Genomic DNA, 18865 nt, shown 5'->3' with positions numbered 1-18865 from the left:
TCGGTTCAGGCGTTTTGCTGGCTCGCTGGCGCGGCGTCAAGGACTTCGCTCGCTCTTGTCGCGGGCGGCGGGAAAGGTGAGACGAAAAACGCTCCCCCGGTCTGGAGCGCTTTCCATCTCAATCTCGCCGCCATAGTCCTTGACGATGCCGTAGGTGATGGCCAGCCCCAGGCCCATGCCCTGGCCGGTCTGCTTGGTGGTGAAAAAGGGCTCGAAAATCTTGCGCCGGGCGGCTTCGGGAATGCCGCAGCCGGTATCGGCCACGGCCACGGTGACCCGGCCGGCGGCGCTTGCCGAGACGATGGTCAGGCGGCGCGGTCGTTCGCTCTGGCAGGCCTTGTCGGTCATGGCGTCGCGGGCGTTGACCACGAGGTTGAAAAACACCTGCTCCAGGCGGTTGGCATGGGCCTTGATGGGCGCGCTGGCGGCCAGACGCAGGACCACCTCGATGCCTTGCAGGGCCAATTCGTGGCCGATGATGGTGAAAACGCCCTTGATGGGTTCGTTGATGTCCACGTATTCCAGTTTGGGCTCGGATTTGCGGCCGAAATCCCGCAGATGGCCGATGATGGCGGCGGCCCGGTCCACCTGCTCGCTGACCTGGCCGGTGACGGCGGCCAGGGCGTCGGGCGACGGCAGGCCGCCGGTCTCGGCCACCATCTTGAGATAGTCGCTGCCCATCTTGATGGCGTTTAAGGGCTGATTGAGTTCGTGGGCGATGCCGGCGGACATTTCGCCAAGGGTCTTCATCTTGCTCGCCTGGATGAGCTGGGCGTCTTTTTCCACCAGTTCGGTGATGTCGGTGGCCGAGACGATGACCGCGTCCCTGGCCCGGTAAGCGATGCGGCAGGCGTGGACGTTGACGTAGAGCGGTTCGCCGTCCTTGCGCACATGGCGCAGTTTGGGAAAAAGCACCCGCTCGGGGGCGTCGCGGTCGGCCAGATAGGCGGCCACGCCGCCGTCGGCGTCGGGTTCCAGCTCGGCCAGATCGCGGCCGACCAGTTCCTTGCGGCCGTAGCCGTAGACAGCCTCGGCCTGGGAGTTGGCGTCGAGGATGCGGCCGGTGGCCGCCTCGACCACGAAGACCGGGTCGGGGTTGCTGTCGAAAAGCGAACGGTATTTTTCCTCGGACTCGCGCAGCCGGCGGCGGTAGAGCCGGATGCTCCAGATCATGTTGCTGAAGGACTCGGCGAGCTGGGCCACCTCGTCGCCGCCGCCCTCCTTGCGGTAGAACCGGCACTCCCGGCAGGTGCGCGAGGCGGCCTGGCTGGTCGGCTCGCCCTCGCCCCGGTTCTGGTCGAAGTGCCAGCAGGGCAGATCGGTGTCGGCGTAGGCCTGGCAGTGCTTGATGGCGTCGTCGGAAAGCCCCAGCATGGCCTCGGGGGCGTCGAGGCTTCCCCGGCTAATGGCGTCGGCGGCCTGGGTCAGGCGCGACAGCGGCCGGGCCACGGCGTTGGACAGACGCAGCACGATGAGGAACATGACCACGGTGACGGCCGTGATGAAGCCCAGAAAGGTGGTGCGCAGCTTGCCGACCAGGGAGTCGATGTGGCTCTTGGACAGACCCACATGGACCGCGCCCAGGGTGTAGATGCCCTCGCGCACGGGTACGGCGATGTCGATGGCCTGGGACTGGTCGAAATCGACCAGATCGATGCTGTAGTCCTTGTTCTCGGGCAGGGGGTTGATGCCGCGCAGGTCGGCCGGAAAGGGGCGGATGAAGGTGTTGGCCAGGATGCGGCCGTCGTTGTCGCTGATAAAGATGTACGAGACCAGGACCTTGCGTTCGCCGAGCTGGGCGGCGTCAAAGACCAGGCTGACGAGGTTTGGCCGGTCCTTGTCGAGGATAAATCCGCTGGCCCGTTCAGCGATGCTCTGGCCGATGGCCACGCCGCGCTGTTCGAGTTCACGGTTGAGGCTGGTGACCAGAATCCAGCGGGCCAAAATGGCGATGACGGCGCTGACCAGGAGCACCACGGCCATGGTGCCGCCGAACATCTTGAGCTTGAGGCTGACGCGCTGGGGCAAAAACAACATGGAATCAGCCGCCCGGAGCCAGAGACGGGGCGGCCTCGCGCCCGTCCTGCTCGTTGGGCACGGCCTTGACGGCGCGCCCGGCTTCCAGGGCGGCCTTGATGCCGCCCCAGTCCGTGACCATGTGGAAACGGCCCCGGTCAAAGCGGGTGAAATAGACCCGGTCCAACCCCTGGCGGCGGTCCCGGCCGTAGCTCACGGGGCTGGCAATGCCCACGGAAAAGTCCTGGATGGATTCGATGGCGTCAAGGAACCGCTCCCGGGTCAGTTCCCGGCCGCAGCGCCGCAAGCCCTCGACCAGCACCCGGGCGTTGATGAAGCCCTCCAGGCCCACGACGTTGGGCCGCTCGTCGGGGAAAGACCGGGCAAGCAGGCGCGCGTAGTCCATGACGCCGGTCAACAGCGAGGCGGCCTCGGGCAGATCCGGGGGCGGCACGACCTGGGACATGACCAGCGGCGTATCGTCGCCGGGACCGAGGATGCGGGCGATCTCGTCGGCCCCCACAAAGGACACGGCGTAGAAAAGCCCTCTGTAGCCCCGGGCACGGGCCAGCTTGATGGCCTTGGCGCAGGGGCCGTAGGCCCCGATCATGACGATGGCCTGGGGCTTGGCCTCCAGGATGCGGCCCACGCCCTCCTCCACGTCCATGGAACCCCGGATGTAGGAACCGCGCGCCACCGGGGCCAGACCCCGGTCCTTGAGCGCCATTTCCGTGCCCTTGAGGCCGTCGAAACCGTAAGCGTCGTACTGGTAGAACACGCCCACCCGCTCCAGGCGAAGGTCCTGGACAAGATGCTCCACGGCGGCGGCGGTCTCCTGATAGTAGGAGGCGCGGATGTTGACGATGTAGCGGCGAAAGGGAAAGCGCAGGAGGTCGGCGCCGGTGAAGCTGCCGACCAGCGGCACCCGGGCTTCCTCCAAAAGCGGAATAATCTTGGCCGTGGTGGGCGTGCCGACATAGCTGAAAAGGCAAAAGACCTGATCCTCGACAATAAGCTGCTGGGTGTTGGCCACGCAACGCGGCGGATCGTAGCCGTCGTCGAGGGTGATGAGCTTGATGGTCCGGCCGGCCACGCCGCCGGCTTCGTTGACGGCGTTTAAATAGGCCAACGCGCCGTAGAGGGTCTGTTTGCCGAGGTAGCTGGCGTGTCCGGTCAGCGGCAGGGAACAGCCCACGACCACGGTGTTGCCGGTGACCCCCGGCGATGTGGCCGAACCGGCGTCGGGCGAGGACGGCCCCGAGCAGCCGGACAGGAGCACGGCGGCGACAAAGACGGCCGCAAGCCGCAATAACCTTGGCCGCAGCGGAAAAAACGGGATGCGCATGGCGGTTGATAGCAGACAGGGGGCAGGGTTGGTCAACTGGGGAGAGCCTCCCCCTGGCCAGGATGGCCAAGCTGATTTTCCCGTAGCGACACGGCGGGGTCGGGCAACTGCGGTCGGCGTCGCCCCTGCCCTGCCCGGACAAGGCCGGCGCGGGCAATCCGCCGCATCCGGGAGGCCGTGGCAGCGGCCTCCCGAAGCGGACGGTTGCGGGAACCTAACCGAAGGCCCGAAGCGGGCGCATGACCTTGGCCAGGAAGGCCTTGCGGCTTAAGGGCCGAGGGCTGGCGTCTCCGAACTGGACGTATTTATAGTAGGCGCTTGGGGGGAACGGCGTCAGGAAGATGACCCGCACCGAGTCGGCGTCCACCAGTTCGGCCTTGGGGAACTTGGGTTTGAGTTTGGCCAGGCGGTCCTTGGCCAGAGCCAGCATTTCGTCGCGGTCACCGAAGTTCATGGTCCCGGTGGGACAGGTCTGCACGCACGAGGGCAGCAGACCGGCATGGATGCGGTCGTTGCACAGATCGCACTTGTACATGAGCTTGGTGGCCGGATCGACCCGGGGAATGTCGTAAGGACAGGCCTCACGCACGCCGCCGGCGGACAACCCCTTGCACTTTTCCGTGAAGACCACGGCTCCGGTCTGGGGGTCCTGGACGATGGCGTCGGGCACTTCGGAGTCGCCCACCATCTTGCACGGCGCGTCCAGGCAGTGGCGGCACTGGTCCGGGAAGAACAGCCACTGGAACTTGCCGTCGATGGTTTTCTCGGAAAACCGAAGCACTTTCAGCGTCTGCCAGGACAGATCCGGCGGATTCTGATGGGAGCCGGTGTTTTCCGTGGGTTCCACGGGTTTGTTCTTCCACTGCTTGCAGGCGATCTGGCAGCCCCGACAGCCGGTGCAGCGCGACAGGTCGACAAAGAAGCTCTTTCCAGTCATGGCGTCGGTCCTCCCTAGGCCTTGCGCACGTTGACCATGAAGGCCTTGGTCTCGGGGATGCCCGTATTGGGGTCGCCGACCGAGGGACACAGGATGTTGGCCGAGTCGCCGCCATGCTTGGGCCAGGTCCAGCCGTAGTGCCAGGGGATGCCCACCTGGTGGATGGTCTGACCGAGCACGGTGAAGGGCTGAATGCGCTCGGTAACGATGGCCTTGGCCCACAGCGAACCGCGAGTGCTTTCGAGGATCACCTTCTCGCCGTTTTTGATGCCGCGCATCTTGGCCAGCTCGGGGCTCATCTCGCAGAACATCTGCGGTTCGGCTTCAAGCAGCCAGGGGGAGTTGCGGGTCATGACGCCGGTCTGCCAGTGTTCGGTGACCCGGTAGGTGGAGCACACGAACGGGAAGCGCGGATCGCAGGAAGCGTGCACTTCGGTGGGGCCGGTGAACTTGAGCGCCGTGGGGTTGTGCAGCTGCTTGGAGAACGGGTTCTCGCCGACCGGACATTCCAGGGGCTCGTAGTGTTCGGGCAAGGGACCGTCGTTGCGGCCCGGGCCGAAGATGAGGCCCAAGCCCTCGGTGGTCATGATAAACGGCGACTTGCCGTTTTTCTGATCGGCCATGGGCGGCCAGGGACCGTCGGGCACGTCGCCCACCCACTTGCCGTCTTCCCAGGCGATGACCGCCTTTTCCGGCTGGTAAGGCTTGCCCTGGGGATCCACCGAGGCGCGGTTGTAGAGCACCCGGCGGTTGACCGGCCAACACCAAGTCCAACCCGGATAGAGACCGATCTTGGCCTGCATGGCGGTTTGCGTCTTGTCGCGGCGGGCGGCCATGTTCTTGTCGGTGTAGGAGGCCGCGTAGATCCAGTTGCCCGAGCAGGTGGAGCCGTCGGTCTGCAGCAGGGCAAAGGCCGGCACCGGATCGCCGGGCTTGAACGTCTTTTCCGTGTCGCCCACCTTCAGGGTTTTTTCCTTGAGGAAGTACCCGTTGATGCGCTTGGCGACCTTGTGGGGATCGAAAATGTGGTTGGTGGCCACGTCCCAGTTGAGGTTCTTGATGGGGTCGGGGTAGGCGCCGCCTTCCTTGGCGTACAGGCCGCGAATCTTCTCGAAGAGTTCGTAGATGATGTCGCCGTCGGGCTTGGAGTCGCCCAAGGGGGCCTGGGCCGGATAGCGCCACTGCATCCAGCGGCCGGAGTTGGAGATGGAGCCTTCCTTTTCAAAGGCCACGGCGCAGGGCAGATAGAAGACCTCGGTTTTGATCTTCTTGGGGTCCATGCCCGGACCCTTCCAGAAGGAGCCGGTTTCCGTCTCGAACATGTTGACCGTGACCATCCAGTCGAGCTTGGTCATGGCCTCGCGGGTCTTGTTGGCGTTGGCGGTGCTGGCGGCCGGGTTCTGGCCCCAGGCGAAAAAGCCCTTGAAAGCGCCGCCGAGCATGGCGTCGAAAAGCGACAGCCAGGAGTAGTCCTTGCCCGGTTCGAGCTTAGGCAGGTAGGTGTAGCCGGTGTCGAGATCCTGCTCGGGGTACATGGACTTGAGAAAGCTCGCCATGTACTTGGGCCGGTTGCCCCACCAGTTGGCGCTTTGCGGGTCCTTGGTCACCGGGGTGTTCTTCTCGTTGTACTCGGCCAGGGTCTGCATCGCCGCCGAGGGGGTGGGGATGTAGCCGGGCAGAATGTGGAAGAGCAGGCCCTGGTCGGTGGAACCCTGGACGTTGGCCTCGCCGCGAAGGGCGTTGATGCCGCCGCCGGCCACGCCCATGTTGCCTAAAAGCAACTGGATGATGGACATGGCGCGGATGTTTTGCACGCCCACGGTGTGCTGGGTCTGGCCCATGGCGTAGAGCATGGTGCCGGACTTCTCGGGTTTGCCGGTGGCGGCGTAGGTCTGGTAGACCTTCTGCAGATCGGCCACCGGCGTGCCGGTGATGGCCGAGACCGACTTCATGTCGTAACGGTCGTAGTGGGCTTTTAAGATCTGGAAGACGCAACGCGGGTTGTTCAGCGTCGGGTCTTTCTTGATCTGGCCGGCGTCGTCACGGACAAAGCTCCAGCTCGACTTGTCGTAGGCCCGCTTTTCGGCGTCATAGCCGCTAAAAAGGCCATCCTTAAAGTCGTATTTGTCGCCCACGATAAACGACGCGTTGGTGTAGTTGACGACGTAGTCCTTGAAATACAGGTTGTTGGCCAGGATGTACCGGATAAGACCCCCAAAAAACGGGATATCCGAACCCGAGCGCAACCTGGCGAACACGTCGGCATGCTGGGAAGTGCGGGTGTAGCGCGGGTCCACGTGGATAATGGTCGCGCCCTTGTCCTTGGCCCGCAGGGCCCACTTAAACGAGATGGGATGGTTCTCGGCGGCGTTGCTGCCGATAATGAAAATGCAATCAGAATTGGCGATGTCGATCCAGTGATTGGTCATCGCCCCGCGTCCGAACGACTCTGCCAGAGCCGCTACAGTGGCGCTGTGTCAGATACGGGCCTGATGCTCAATGTAGCTTAATCCCATGGCCCGGAGCATGGCCTGGTAGATCCAGCACTCTTCATTGTCCATGGCGGCGGAACCGACCGAGGCGATGCCTTCGCAACGGTTGACCACCCGGCCCTTGGCGTCCTTGGTCACGAAGCTGCCGTCGCGGGCTTCCTTGACCTTGCGGGCGATACGGTCCAGCGCCCAATCCCAGGATTTTTCTTCCCAGTTCTCGCTGTACGGGGCGCGGTAGAGCACCTTCTGGATGCGGCGGTCATTGTTGCCGAGCTGGTAGTGGGACGCGCCCTTGGGGCACAGCGCGCCTTCGTTGATCGGATGATCCGGATCGCCCTCGATGTTGACCACCCTGCCCTTGCCGTCCTTATCCGTGCTGCAGATCAGCCCGCAGCCCACCGAACAGTAGCAGCACACCGAGGTGCTCTGCTTGGTGAACTTGAGCTTGGCCGCCTGCCCCTCGGCATAGGCCGGGCGCAGATCAAAGCCGAGGCCGCCAAAGGCGGTCACGGCCGTGGTCGCGCCTGCGATTTTGAGGAACTCTCGCCGGTTCCATTCCATGGTCCGTCTCCTTGCCGCTAAGCGTTCTCACCAATCCCGCCGCCAGGCTTGCGACGTCGGGCTTTGACCCGTTGTGCTATGCTAAAATTAGCATAAGCTAAAAATAACATAGACATAAATGCGAAGAGTCACTTTCTCTGTAGAAAGCGGGACAAAAGGGGTCAAAGGAAAAAGAATTAGTTAAGGTCTGGCACCAAAGAGACAATATAATCTAGCAAAATCGGCATGATGCCTTGATCTCGGTGGTTATAGCGGAATTCCAGTTCCTTGAGATACAGCGGAAATTTCCCCGCCGTGACCCCATGGAACCGGATGAGGCGTTCCCGGGCGTAGGGCCAGAAGCCCGCCTGGCGGGGATCGACGGCTGGGGCGCGGCCCGTGACCTCCACCAGACGCCGGGTCAGGATATCCGAGCCGCAGGCCACCAGGGCGTCGTAGCGCAGGTAGCGGTCGGAGTAGACGATGGAACCCAGTCGTGAAAGGGGCAGGGAGAAGTTGCGGTTGAAATGGAGCAGATCTTCCGGACCGAGGTTTGGCAGATAGTCGATGAAGACCAATCCGCCGCGCTCCAGGATGCCGAAAACGGGCACGGCGGCCAGCTGTTCATCCGGACCGGCCGGCCGCATGCTCCGGGCGGCAGACCCCAGTTCCGCGCCGAGCGGGCTTTTGAGGATGTCGCGACCGTCGAGACTGGCGGCCAGGATGGACAGCCTCGCCACGGTGGCGGCCTTGTAGACGGTGTTGTAGGCCAGCCCCAGGGCGGCGGCCATGGCGTGGGCGGTTTCCTCGGCGGCGAAAAGGGCGAGCAGGCGCAGCCATTGGCGTGGGGTCAGGCCGGCCAGCCCGGCGAAACGGCCGGACAGGGCGTGAAGGTGTAGCGGCAACCGGCGCAGCGCACCCGGCCCTCGGCCAGGGCGTAGGCCTTGGTCCCGGCGCAACGCGGGCAGACGGGCTGGCCGCCGGGCCAGGCCCGGCGCTCCAGAAACTTGCGCGCCCCCTCCTCGCTGCGCAGGTGGCGGGTCAGGTCCAGGGCCAAGACCGTCCGCCCTTACCGTCGCATCCGCGCCGTTCGTGCGTGCATAGTCTGGCGCTGCCTTCTCTCCGCTCTGGCCCGGGCGGCGTCAGCCGCCGATGGCCGACATGCCACGCGTCTTGCCGGCCGCGCCGGGGTTGAGCACCTCATAGCCCAGCGGCTTGGTGCGAAGGGCCAGGGCGATGACCCGGCGCACGGCGGCAAGTCCCAGGGCCGGATTGCGCAGCATGCCCCGCAGCCGGTATTCCTTGGTGGAAAACAGGCAGGTGCGCAGCTTGCCGTCGGCCGTGATGCGAAGCCGGTTGCAGGTGTCGCAGAAATGTTCGCTTAAGGGCGAAATGACGCCGAAGCGCCCGGCCCCGCCGGCGATGCGGTACATCCGGGCCGGGCCGCCGGTGGCCCGGTCGCTGCCGTCCTGGACAAAATCGGCGGAACGCGAAGCCAACTCCACCACGTCCTGGGCCGAAATATAGTTTTCCGGCCGCCAGAGATTGCCGTCGCCAACCGGCATGAACTCGATGAAACGCACGTCAATGGGCGACTTCTCGGCCATGGCCACAAAGGCCGGAACTTCCGCCGTGTTGATGCCGCGAAGGGCCACCGCGTTGATCTTGACCCGAATCCCGGCCTCCAGACACTCGTCGATGCCCTTGAGCACGGCGGCCAACCGGTCGTGGCCGGTGATGCGGGCAAAGATTGCCCGATCAAGGCTGTCCAGGGAAATGTTGACGGCGCTGACCCCGAGCTTGGCCAGCATGGCTGGGCGGCCGGCCAGCAAGGTGGCGTTGGTGGTGATGCGCAGGTCCATTTCCGGGTAACGTTCCCGGATGGAGGCGACGAAACTCATGAAGTCACGCCGGGCAAAGGGTTCGCCGCCGGTCAAGCGCAGCTTGACGATGCCCATGTCCCGGGCCATGCCCACAAGGTCGAGCATCTCCTCGTAGCGCAGGATCTTGTCGTGGCCGATGAAGGTGAAGCTTTCCTTGGGCCGGCAGTACATGCAGGCCAGGTTGCAGCGGTCGGTGACGGAAAGGCGCAGGTAGCTGACGGCGCGGCCGCGCCCGTCGCGAAGGGCCTTGCCAGATGTGCCGGTCATGCCCCCTCCTCCATGCCGCGTGCCCGGATGAGGTCCGGCGGCGAATTGACGTTGAAAAAAGCCCGGGCCACGGCCGGATCGTCGCGACTGTAGTCCAGATGGCAACGCAGGGACTCGGGAAAAATGGCTGAAAGCCGGCGCTGGCCCTGCTCCAGGTTCTCCCGCAACAGCGGCAACCCGGCCGGATCGTAGATGGCCACCAGCGACTCCACGAAGCCGGTCTCGACGATGCGGTAGGTGGTCATAAGGGCCGTTTCCGGCCGATCGCGCCAGGCCGCGACCAGACGGACCAGGGTTTCTGGTTCCAGAAACGGCAGATCGCAGGAAACGACCAGGCACGGCCGGCCCGTCGCGGCCAGGACGGTCATGACCCCGCCGGCCGGACCCAGGCGCGGCGTGTCATCGGGGAGCCAGGGGCAGGCAAAGCCGAACGGGGCGGGATCGCGCCCGGAAACCATGATCTCGCCCGTGACCCCGGCCAGCACCTCGGCCACCCGGCGCAGTAGCGGCTGGCCGAAAAAGGTGAGCCAGGCCTTGTCCCGGCCCATGCGGCTGCTCAGTCCCCCGGCCAGCACCACGCCAAGCGGCAGTTCCCCGCCCGTCTTCACGCCCCCACCCGGCCGGCGGCGTCAGTGAAGACGGTGAAACGCTCCTCGGCGTCCCGGGCAAAGCCGACCAGGGTGACGCCGGCGTCCTTGGCCGCGCCAAGGGCCGCTCCGGTCACGGCCGAACGGCTGACCACCATGCGAAGCCCGGCCCGCAGGGCTTTTTGCATCATGCTGGCCGTCACCCGGCAGGACAGAAAAAGGATCAACTCCGGCAGGCACAGCCCCTGGCGCAGGCCCTGCCCGGCCAACCGGTCCAGACAGTTGTGGCGGCCGATGTCCTCGGCCCGGGCGATAAAATTGCCGGCCAGGGGATCGTACAAGGCCGCCCGGTGAAAACAGCCCGTGCCATCCCACAGGCCCGGTTCGGCGATGAAACGCCGCACCAGGGTCAACAGTTCGGCGGCCGGCAGCCCGCCCGGCCGGGTCGTATCAGGCGCCGGCCGGGCGTCCGGGACGACTTTCAGGGAAAAGCTCAAGCCCTGGGCGTCGGTCAACGCCGGAATCTCGCCCGGCCCGAGCATGTCCAGGGCGGCATGGCCCAGCACCAGCGCCTCGGGATCAAGGGGCGCGGCGTAAAGCGTCTTTCGCCCCACGCCTTCCAGGTCCAGGGTGACCCGGATCTCGGTAGCCACGTCATCGGTGATGTCGGAGAAAAACCCGTCCCGGTAGCGGCGGCAGGATATTGCTCGGGTCAGTTCCGGCAGTTCCATCAAAACCCCCAGGCCGACAGCACCGGCCGGTTATAGCCCTGGCCCCGGGCGGCCATGTCCAGGGTCAGGGATTCCAGGTCGTTCAGGACCGGCACGCTTGGCCGGTCGAACTCCCGAAAATCGACCGTCTTGATGTAATTCTTGCAGCGCAGGCAGACATTGACAAGATAACCCGGCTCCTCGGCGGCGGTGAAGGTTTCCAGCTGCTTGGCGTCTTCCTCGCCGCAGTGCGGGCACATGAGGCGCTTGGCCCGGTATTCGACCTGGCAAAAGGAGCAGGTCAGATGCCTGGCCCCTTCCTTGCCGACCAGGCGCCCAATGAGCGGCGGGCTGGCGCAGACCGGACAGTGGCCAAAGGCCCAGGAGCGGTCCGCGGGAAAATGGGCCATGACCGCCTCGCCCACCGCGGCCAGACGCGGGGCCAGGGCGGCCTGGACCAGAAAGGCGAGCAGGCGCGGCGCGCCAGGGGTGCGCTCGCCGTAGGCGGTAAAAAAGGCGTCGTCGCCGGCCAGATGCCGGCCCACGGCCTTGGCCATGTCGAGGCTTCCGGCCGCCCGGTCGGCTTCAAGCACGGCCAGGGCCTCGGCCAGATGCCCCTCGCCCTGGCGCACCAACCCGGAAATTTCGGCCAAAAGCGCCTCGAACCGGCCCATGTCCACGGGAAAGGCGTCCCGGGCCAAGCGGGGCGCGCCGCGCAGGTTGCGCTCCACATCCTCCAGAACGGCCGGATCGACCGTCACGTCCTGTTTGGCCCGGGCCGCAAGCTGCACCCGGGAGGTGGCTGCGACCAGCGACAACAAGGAAGCCGGCAACACGGTCTTGCGCGACAGGGAATCCAATTTTTTATCAAGCATTTTTGCAGCTTTATCAAAATCAAAGGGCATGGTGTCTCCTTGAACGGCCCGGGGCGCTCGGCAGGGCCTTTGAGGCATTATGGTGACGCAAGGCGAACTTGGCAAGGAGCGCCGCCCCAAGGCAGGAGGGGCACCCCGGTCTTGACGCCGGCCGTGATCGTCCGCACTGTGCACCATCTTCTTGGTGTCGGCATGGCCGATGCCCGGCGCGGCTCCGGCTGTCAAGGCCGAGGTTGCTGCGCATTTCGCGGAGGAAACATGGCCCTTTGGACCCAGCTCTTGCTCGCTCCCTCGGCGCTCCAGGCCGTGGTGGTCATCGGGCTGGTCGCCGCAACCGGCCTGGCCCTGGGACGCCTGCCCGTGGCCGGGGTACGCCTGGGCGTCGGGGGCGTGCTTTTCACGGGTCTGGCCGCCGGCCACTACGGCTTGGCCCTGGATCGCCACATCTTGGAATTTGTCCGGGAATTCGGCCTGATCCTTTTCGTCTACGCCATCGGCATGCAGGTCGGGCCGGGGTTTGTCGATTCCCTGCGCCGCCGGGGTCTGCGGCTCAATCTCGTGGCCGGGGGCATCGTCGTTTTCGGAGCCGCTCTCACCGCCGCCTTCCATTTTTTCGGGCTTTTCCCCCTGCCGGTGGCCGTGGGCGTCTACAGCGGGGCCGTGACCAACACCCCCTCGTTGGCCGCCGCCTCCCAGGCCTTTGCCGAGCTGGCCCCGGCCCAGGCCGAAGCCCTGGTCGGCCAGGCCGGCCTGGGCTACGCCGTGGCCTACCCCTTTGGCATCTTCGGCATCATCCTGGCCATGCTGGCCGTGCGCCGCATTTTCCGCATCGACCCGGCGGCCGAAACACGCCAGCTCGAAACGCTTTTAGCCGAAAACGCCCCGCCGCTGACTTCGCGCACCATCGAGGCGACCCTGCCCGCCGCCTTTGGCCGTCCCCTCGCCGAACTCCCGGCCATCGCCGAGGGCGGGGCAGTGGTTTCGCGGGTCATGACCGGCGGCGTGGTGCGTCCGGTCAGCGCCGACACGGTGCTGGCCCCGGGGATGCTCGTCCACGCCGTGGGCCGGGCCGAGTCCCTGGACGCGCTGTGCCGGGAGATCGGCCACGACAGCGACCAGGACCTGCCCGCCCTGCCGGGGCCGGTGGAGGTGCGCGCGTTTCGGGTCACCCGAGCCGCCGCCGTGGGCCGCACCGTGGAGGCCCTGGGCCTTGGCCCGGATAATGACGTGGCCGTCACCCGCATCACCCGGGCCGGCACGGAATTTTCCCCAGGCCCAGGCGTGGGGCTGCATTTCGGCGACACCGTGCGCTGCGTGGGCACGGCCGAGGCCCTGGCCTTTGCCGAGGCGCGCCTGGGCAACTCCGCCCGGGAGCTGGCCACGCCCCATGTCATGCCCATTTTCATCGGCATCCTGGCCGGAGCGGTCCTGGGCGGCATTGCCGTGCCGCTGCCGGGACTGCCCACCTGCGTGCGCCTGGGCGTGGCCGGCGGCCCGCTACTGGCCTCCATCCTGCTCTCGCGCCTGCACCACTTCGGCGGGTTGGTCTGGTATCTGCCCCAAAGCGCCAACCTGCTTTTGCGTGAGATCGGGATCTGCCTGTTTCTGTCCTGCGTGGGGCTGGCCGCCGGCAGCCGGTTCGTGGCCGCCGTGGGTTCGGGCCAGGGGCTGGTCTGGCTGGCGGCTGGCGCGGCCATCACGTTTGTGCCGCTTTTGACCGCCGGCGTCTTCGGCAGGATGCTTCTCAAGTGCAACTACGCCTCGTCCTGCGGCCTCTTGGCCGGGGCCATGACCGATCCGCCGGCCCTGGCCTTCGCCTCCCAGATGCTTGGCGGCGACGCCCCGGCCTCGGTCTACGCCACGGTCTATCCCCTGGCCATGATTTTGCGTATCGTCACCGGCCAGTTGCTCGTCCTGACCCTTTTTTCCGGCTGACGGAGGATACGCCATGCTCCGCCTTGTGTGCGTCCTGCTCCTTTGCTCCTGCCTTGCCGCCTGCGACCGCGTGCCCGTCACCGAGCGCAAGCAGTTCGTGCTCATCTCCGAGTCCCAGGAACGGACCATGGGCTACAACGCCGCCCGGCAGATCCTGCGCACCGAGCCGCTGTTGCGCGATCCGGCCGCCCAGGAGCTGGTGAAACGCGTGGGCCGGCGCATCGCCGCCGTGTCCGGCCGGCCGGACTATGACTGGGAATTCCACGTCATCGACAACGACCGGGCCATTAACGCCTTCTGTCTGCCCGGCGGCAAAATCTTCGTCTACAGCGGCCTGCTCAAACAGGTCAAAAGCGAGGATGAGCTGGCCGTGGTCATGGCCCACGAGGTGGCCCACGCCCTGGCCCGCCACGGCGCGGAGCGGGCCACCCTGGAGATGGGGGCGCGTCTGGGCGGCGCGCTGCTCCAGCTGGCCCTTGGCGAGGAAGACCCGCGCATCGCCGACATCGCCGGCCGGGTCTGGGGCTACGGATCCAACCTGGGACTCATGCTCCCCTACAGCCGCAAGCACGAATACGAGGCCGACGCCATCGGCCTGGCGCTCATGGCCAAGGCCGGCTACGATCCCCAGGCCGCCGTGACCTTCTGGGAGGGGATGCGCCGGGCCGGCGGGGCAAAACCCGTGCTCGCCTTCCTCTCCACCCACCCGACCGACGAAAAACGCGTGGCCCGCATCCGCAAGGACATTGAGGCCATAAGCCAAGGCCAAGCCCCGGGGAAGTCATGATCCCGCCCGATCTGCCCGTTCCGCAGACGGCAATTTGCGCTGCCTACCAGCGCATCGCGCCCTGGTTCGCGGCCACCCGCACGGCGCCCAATCCGCCCATGGAAGCGCCGTGGCTGCGGGCCATGCTGGCCCACCTCGCTCCGGGCGAGGCCGTCCTTGACCTTGGCTGCGGCACGGGCGAACCCCTGGCCGGCTTTTGCCTGGGCGCCGGCCATCCGGTGACCGGCATCGACGGCGCGCCGGCCATGATCGCCGCCTGCCGGGAGCGTTTCCCGGCCATGGACTGGATCGTCGGCGACATGCGCGGCCTGGACCTTGGCCGGACCTTCGGCGCGGTCATGGCCTGGGACAGTTTTTTCCACCTGTCCCACGACGACCAGCGAGCCATGTTTCCGGTCTTTAGCGCCCACCTCCGGCCGGGCGGAATGCTGCTTTTCACCAGCGGCCCCGCCCACGGCGAGGCCGTGGGCGTCATGGACGGCGTCGCTTTCCGGCATTGCAGCCTGTCGCCCGACGACTATCGCCGGCTGCTGGCCGGGCACGGTTTCGCCGTCGAGGGCCATGTCGCCAAGGACCCGGACTGCGGCGGCCACACCGTTTGGCTGACCCGCAAGGAGGGCTGAGCGCGGCCAAGGTCCCGGCCTTTCCCTTGCCGGACAGACCTGCTCCCGTTATCACACATCGCGTGTCGTTAATACGTTTTCGGGTTTCGCGCCCCTTGATAAACACGGCGTTTCGTCTGTTGTATGGGAAACGCCAGAGACGCTTTCTCGGACGCGACCCGAGGGAGAATGCCTTGCCTCGCCTGCGTCCCCGCGTCTCGCCGCAGAAGGAACAACCGTCTTGAACACCCGTTTCCTCGGCTATCTCACCGCTCTGGCCGCCACCGTGCTGTGGGCGGGCAATTTCGTCGTCGCCCGGGGCATCGCCCAGGAAATCCCGCCGGTGCAGCTCAATTTCTGGCGCTGGCTTTTGGCGCTGGCCTGCATCCTGCCCTTTGCCTGGCCCAAGCTGCGGGCCGATTGGCCGGCCATGAAACGCCACTGGCGCTATCTGGCCGCCATGGGCCTGGTCGGCGTCTCCTTGCTCAACACCTTCGTCTACAAGGCCGGCCAGACCACCGAGAGCCTCAACATGGCGCTCCTCGTGCCCACCGCCCCGGTCATGATCATCCTGCTCTCGCGCATCGTTTACGGCGAGCCGCTGACCCCGCGCCGCCTGGGGGGTGTGGCCATCGTGCTGATGGGGGTTTTAGAACTGGTCTCGCGCGGCGATTGGGGGCATATCGCCTCCCTTCGTTTTCTGCCCGGCGATCTCTGGGCCCTGGCCGGAGCGGCCTGCTTCGCCCTGTATTCACTGTTCGTGCGCAAGCGCCCGGCCGGCATCTCCGTAGAAGGCTTCAACGCCGCCACCTTCGCCTGGGGACTCGTCCTCATGCTGCCGGCCCTGGCCGTGGAGGCGGCCGCCGGACCGGCCACGTCCTGGAACCCGCGCGTGCTCTCCGGCGTGGCCTACGCCGGCATCGGCTGCTCGTTTGCCGCCTACACATTGTGGACCAAGGCCATCGGCTCCATCGGACCGGTGCTGGCCGGCATCGTCTATTATTTCCTGCCGGTGGTGACGGCCGTGGAGTCTGTCTGGCTGCTTGGCGAGGCCGTGACCGCCGCCCACGTGCTTGGGGGAGCGCTCATCGTCTCGGGCATCCTGCTGGCCACCCTGGACGTGCGCTTGCTGTCCGTACGGCCCGGGAAAACCGTGTAGGCCGGAATTGACTTGCAGCAACCTGCCGCCGAACGAACAAGGAAACACGCCATGACGGATGCCTGCAGCCAGACTCGCCGAGGCAACACTATCGCGGTCATTCCCGCCAGGGGCGGCAGCAAACGCATTCCTGGCAAAAACATCAAACCGTTTTGCGGCAAGCCCATCCTCGCCTATTCCATCGCCACGGCCCGGGCGACCGGCCTGTTCGACCATATCGTGGTGTCCACGGACGACAAGGAAATTGCCGCAGTGGCCCGACAGTGGGGTGGCGAAACCCCCTTTCTCCGGCCGGCCGGACTGGCTGACGATTTTGCCGGCACCAACGCCGTGGCGGCTCATGCCGCCGAGTGGTTTCGGCAGCAGGGAACAGCCGTGGATCATGTCTGCTGCTTATATGCCACGGCCCCCCTGGCCACGCCCCTTTATATCACCAAGGGCTTTGAAATCCTTAAAGAGCGACACTGTCCCTTCGTCTTCTCCGTCACGACGTTTCCTGCGGCGGTCCAGCGGGCCTTGCGGCTTGATGCCCAGGGCCGGGTATCAGCTTTGTATCCGGAGTTCATGCCGACCCGGACCCAGGATCTGGAGGAAGCCTACCACGACGCAGCCCAATTCTATTGGGGCTCGCCCGAAGCGTTTGCCCGCCTGTCGCTGTTCGACTCCGGTTCTTCCGTGGTGCGATTGCCGCGCCATCTCGTTGTGGACATCGATACGCCCGAAGATTGGACGTTGGCCGAATGCCTGTACAGAACCCTTGTCGCCATGGGAGAGATAACAGTTTGGTAACAAAGCCCGGAGGACGCCATGTTCGCACATGATGCAAGGGACTCCGTTTTGGTCATCGCCGCCCATCCTGATGACGAAACGCTTGGGTGCGGGGCCACGATAGCCCGCCTGACCGCGTCGGGCCGGGATGTCCATGTGGTCTTCGCGGCCACCGGCGCCGCCGCGCGGCATGATGCCGCTGAGATTGCCAGCGAAGCCGTCGCGCGCGAGGTGGCCGCCCTTAAAGCCGATGCAGGCCGTGCAGGAGCCGCGCTGGGAGTCGCCTCACAAACTTTCTTGGGTTTTCCCGACAACCGACTGGACACGGTACCGCTGATGGATTTGGCCCAGAGCTTGAAAAAGCTTGTGGCCGATCTCCGGCCGGGCATCGTGTTTACCCACCACTTCGGCGACTACAACTGGGACCACGGCCGCGTGCACGAAGCCACGCTCATGGCCTGTCGGGCCAATCCCGGCGAGTTTTATCCCCGCCACTTGTACAGCTACGAGGTGCTCTCCTCCACGGAACGGACCTTGGGCGCTCCCCACCGCCTGTTCGCCCCCAATGTGTTCGTGGACGCGACCGCCACCCTGGATCGCAAGATCGCCGCCCTGCAATGCTATGCCTCGGAATTGGGCGTCTCCCCCCACCCCCGGTCCCCTGAGGCGGTGCGCCAGTTGGCCGGCGTACGCGGCAGCTCGGTTGGCATCCATTTTGCTGAAGCATTCCAGCTGCTCAGAACCGTCCATGTCACCTAACGACGCCACGCACGACTCCCCCAGGGTGGGGGCTTCCATCGCTGCCGGCCGGGAGAGCCAATGATTGACAAGGCGAAAATCCAGGCAGTCATGCAATATTACGGGAAAGCCTACGTGGCCTTGGCGGACGTGGCCTCGGCCTGGGAACGCGGGGAAAGACCCGAAGACACTTTTTTCACCCTGAAAAATCTGCCGGTCCGGGTGTTCGTGGAGCCGACGAACCGCTGCAACAAACGCTGCGTGTATTGCGCCAGGCCAAACATGACGCGCCAATCCGCCTCGCTGACCCTGGACGATTTCAAACGTGCCGTGGACGGCATTCCCGCCGGGGCCTATCTGCAATGCACCGGCAATGGCGAACCCCTGCTCAACCCGGACACCCCGGCCATGATCGCCCACGCCCGCCAAAAGGGGCTCCTGGTCGGCATCATCACCAACGGCACCCGACTGACGGCAAAACTATCCCGCGCCCTTATCGAAGCCGGGCCGCATCAAGTCCAGATTTCCTTTGACGCGGTAGACCGCGACGTTTTCAACGCCAGCTACAACTCCCCCAAGGGCGGGTGCGGTTACGAGGCGACCTTGTCCAAGATTCTCCGGTTTCTGGACATGGAGCGCCGGGAATACCGCAAAGGCATCTTTGTCAGCATCGCTTCGGTGCTCACTAACGCCGTCCGCCCCGTGCGGGAGAAATCCCGCGCGTATTGGGAAAGGCTGCCGGTGGACAATTATTTCGAAGCCCCCCTGCTGTCCCTACAGACCGACTCCGGCACGGCCCATCCGGCCCGGACGGGGGAGGAGCCCTGGAAGCTGTGTTCCAATCCCTGGAAAGCCGTGAAGGTCAATGCCGACGGTGCGGTCAACCCCTGCGTGCACGATTTTTCCAGCAAATACGTCATCGGCAACATCAAGCAACAACCGCTGCGCGAGATCGTGAACTCGCCTGCAGCCGTCGCCTTGCGCAAGGCGCTTTATTACCAGGACATCGATTTTTTCAAAGCCATTGGGTACAACTGCCAGGACTGCAATGTCTGGAGCCAGGCGACAGGCCACGACGTGCGCGGCTATCTCGACGGCAGTTTTCCTGTCACCTACGGGCTGATCGTCAGCCAACTGGCTGGCTGTGCGTCTTATACGCCTGAGAAAATGGAAAATCTGCGTCGAGCTGCGTCAGAGGCCTCAGGCGCGCTCTCGGGGATATAA

General features: G+C 65.5%; 15 protein-coding genes and 1 pseudogene. 7 read left to right on the top strand and 9 right to left on the bottom strand.

Annotated elements, in window-relative coordinates:
* Positions 1-36 precede the first annotated feature (36 nt).
* The 9 genes and pseudogenes from C3Y92_RS09455 to C3Y92_RS09410 form a co-directional block, all read right to left on the bottom strand.
* Positions 37-2037 (bottom strand): ATP-binding protein, encoded by a 2001-nt coding sequence (locus tag C3Y92_RS09455; protein WP_129351951.1) that lies wholly within the window; start codon positions 2035-2037, stop codon positions 37-39.
* Between the two features lie 4 nt (positions 2038-2041).
* Positions 2042-3361, bottom strand: coding sequence for an ABC transporter substrate-binding protein (locus tag C3Y92_RS09450; RefSeq protein ID WP_129355842.1), 1320 nt, complete (start codon positions 3359-3361; stop codon positions 2042-2044).
* A gap of 214 nt (positions 3362-3575) precedes the next feature.
* Entirely contained in the window at positions 3576-4298 is a 723-nt protein-coding gene (locus tag C3Y92_RS09445) for a 4Fe-4S dicluster domain-containing protein (RefSeq protein WP_129351949.1), read from the bottom strand.
* Positions 4299-4312: 14 nt separating this feature from the next.
* On the bottom strand, positions 4313-7351 hold the full coding sequence (gene fdnG / locus C3Y92_RS09440) for a formate dehydrogenase-N subunit alpha (RefSeq protein WP_165352100.1): 3039 nt from the start codon (positions 7349-7351) through the stop codon (positions 4313-4315).
* 176 nt (positions 7352-7527) lie between these two features.
* Positions 7528-8387: pseudogene (locus tag C3Y92_RS09430) on the bottom strand (transposase).
* Between the two features lie 85 nt (positions 8388-8472).
* Positions 8473-9480 (bottom strand): GTP 3',8-cyclase MoaA, encoded by a 1008-nt coding sequence (moaA, locus tag C3Y92_RS09425; RefSeq protein WP_129351943.1) that lies wholly within the window; start codon positions 9478-9480, stop codon positions 8473-8475.
* Positions 9477-10088 carry a molybdenum cofactor guanylyltransferase gene (mobA, locus tag C3Y92_RS09420; RefSeq protein ID WP_129351941.1) on the bottom strand — a complete coding sequence of 204 codons (612 nt, stop codon included), beginning with the start codon at positions 10086-10088 and terminating at the stop codon, positions 9477-9479. The genes moaA and mobA overlap by 4 nt, the downstream gene beginning before the upstream one ends.
* Complete coding sequence (locus tag C3Y92_RS09415; RefSeq protein ID WP_129351939.1) at positions 10085-10798, bottom strand: formate dehydrogenase accessory sulfurtransferase FdhD; 714 nt, start codon at positions 10796-10798, stop codon at positions 10085-10087. The genes mobA and C3Y92_RS09415 overlap by 4 nt, the downstream gene beginning before the upstream one ends.
* Entirely contained in the window at positions 10798-11682 is an 885-nt protein-coding gene (locus tag C3Y92_RS09410) for a formate dehydrogenase accessory protein FdhE (protein ID WP_129351937.1), read from the bottom strand. The genes C3Y92_RS09415 and C3Y92_RS09410 overlap by 1 nt, the downstream gene beginning before the upstream one ends.
* Before the next feature lie 228 nt (positions 11683-11910).
* On the opposite strand from C3Y92_RS09410, the gene C3Y92_RS09405 reads away from it, so the two are divergent.
* From C3Y92_RS09405 to C3Y92_RS09375, 7 genes are all read left to right on the top strand, one after another.
* Entirely contained in the window at positions 11911-13587 is a 1677-nt protein-coding gene (locus C3Y92_RS09405; protein ID WP_129351935.1) for a putative transporter, read from the top strand.
* 13 nt (positions 13588-13600) lie between these two features.
* Positions 13601-14374, top strand: coding sequence for a M48 family metallopeptidase (locus tag C3Y92_RS09400; RefSeq protein ID WP_129351933.1), 774 nt, complete (start codon positions 13601-13603; stop codon positions 14372-14374).
* Positions 14371-14997: a class I SAM-dependent methyltransferase gene (locus C3Y92_RS09395; RefSeq protein ID WP_129351931.1), complete on the top strand. Its 627-nt coding sequence runs from the start codon at positions 14371-14373 to the stop codon at positions 14995-14997. The genes C3Y92_RS09400 and C3Y92_RS09395 overlap by 4 nt, the downstream gene beginning before the upstream one ends.
* A gap of 220 nt (positions 14998-15217) precedes the next feature.
* Positions 15218-16135: a DMT family transporter gene (locus tag C3Y92_RS09390; protein WP_129351929.1), complete on the top strand. Its 918-nt coding sequence runs from the start codon at positions 15218-15220 to the stop codon at positions 16133-16135.
* A gap of 51 nt (positions 16136-16186) precedes the next feature.
* Positions 16187-16924 (top strand): pseudaminic acid cytidylyltransferase, encoded by a 738-nt coding sequence (gene pseF, locus C3Y92_RS09385; RefSeq protein ID WP_129351927.1) that lies wholly within the window; start codon positions 16187-16189, stop codon positions 16922-16924.
* An 18-nt stretch (positions 16925-16942) separates the two neighbouring features.
* Entirely contained in the window at positions 16943-17662 is a 720-nt protein-coding gene (locus tag C3Y92_RS09380) for a PIG-L deacetylase family protein (RefSeq protein ID WP_129351925.1), read from the top strand.
* 60 nt (positions 17663-17722) lie between these two features.
* Complete coding sequence (locus tag C3Y92_RS09375) at positions 17723-18865, top strand: radical SAM protein (RefSeq protein WP_129351923.1); 1143 nt, start codon at positions 17723-17725, stop codon at positions 18863-18865.

It is taken from the genome of Solidesulfovibrio carbinolicus, assembly GCF_004135975.1.
Classification (GTDB): Bacteria; Desulfobacterota; Desulfovibrionia; order Desulfovibrionales; family Desulfovibrionaceae; genus Solidesulfovibrio; species Solidesulfovibrio carbinolicus.
Note: the sequence above shows the minus strand (reverse complement) of the source record. Positions and strands in the feature narration are given on the sequence as shown.

What these genes read in the sequence shown, in the direction of transcription:
- C3Y92_RS09445 (WP_129351949.1), bottom strand. Translation starts at nt 4,298, where the DNA reads ATGACTGGAAAGAGCTTCTTTGTCGACCTGTCGCGCTGCACCGGCTGT.
- C3Y92_RS09455 (WP_129351951.1), bottom strand. Translation starts at nt 2,037, where the DNA reads ATGTTGTTTTTGCCCCAGCGCGTCAGCCTCAAGCTCAAGATGTTCGGC.
- C3Y92_RS09400 (WP_129351933.1), top strand. Translation starts at nt 13,601, where the DNA reads ATGCTCCGCCTTGTGTGCGTCCTGCTCCTTTGCTCCTGCCTTGCCGCC.
- C3Y92_RS09375 (WP_129351923.1), top strand. Translation starts at nt 17,723, where the DNA reads ATGATTGACAAGGCGAAAATCCAGGCAGTCATGCAATATTACGGGAAA.
- pseF (WP_129351927.1), top strand. Translation starts at nt 16,187, where the DNA reads ATGACGGATGCCTGCAGCCAGACTCGCCGAGGCAACACTATCGCGGTC.
- moaA (WP_129351943.1), bottom strand. Translation starts at nt 9,480, where the DNA reads ATGACCGGCACATCTGGCAAGGCCCTTCGCGACGGGCGCGGCCGCGCC.
- C3Y92_RS09405 (WP_129351935.1), top strand. Translation starts at nt 11,911, where the DNA reads ATGGCCCTTTGGACCCAGCTCTTGCTCGCTCCCTCGGCGCTCCAGGCC.
- C3Y92_RS09415 (WP_129351939.1), bottom strand. Translation starts at nt 10,798, where the DNA reads ATGGAACTGCCGGAACTGACCCGAGCAATATCCTGCCGCCGCTACCGG.
- C3Y92_RS09380 (WP_129351925.1), top strand. Translation starts at nt 16,943, where the DNA reads ATGTTCGCACATGATGCAAGGGACTCCGTTTTGGTCATCGCCGCCCAT.
- C3Y92_RS09395 (WP_129351931.1), top strand. Translation starts at nt 14,371, where the DNA reads ATGATCCCGCCCGATCTGCCCGTTCCGCAGACGGCAATTTGCGCTGCC.
- C3Y92_RS09410 (WP_129351937.1), bottom strand. Translation starts at nt 11,682, where the DNA reads ATGCCCTTTGATTTTGATAAAGCTGCAAAAATGCTTGATAAAAAATTG.
- C3Y92_RS09450 (WP_129355842.1), bottom strand. Translation starts at nt 3,361, where the DNA reads ATGCGCATCCCGTTTTTTCCGCTGCGGCCAAGGTTATTGCGGCTTGCG.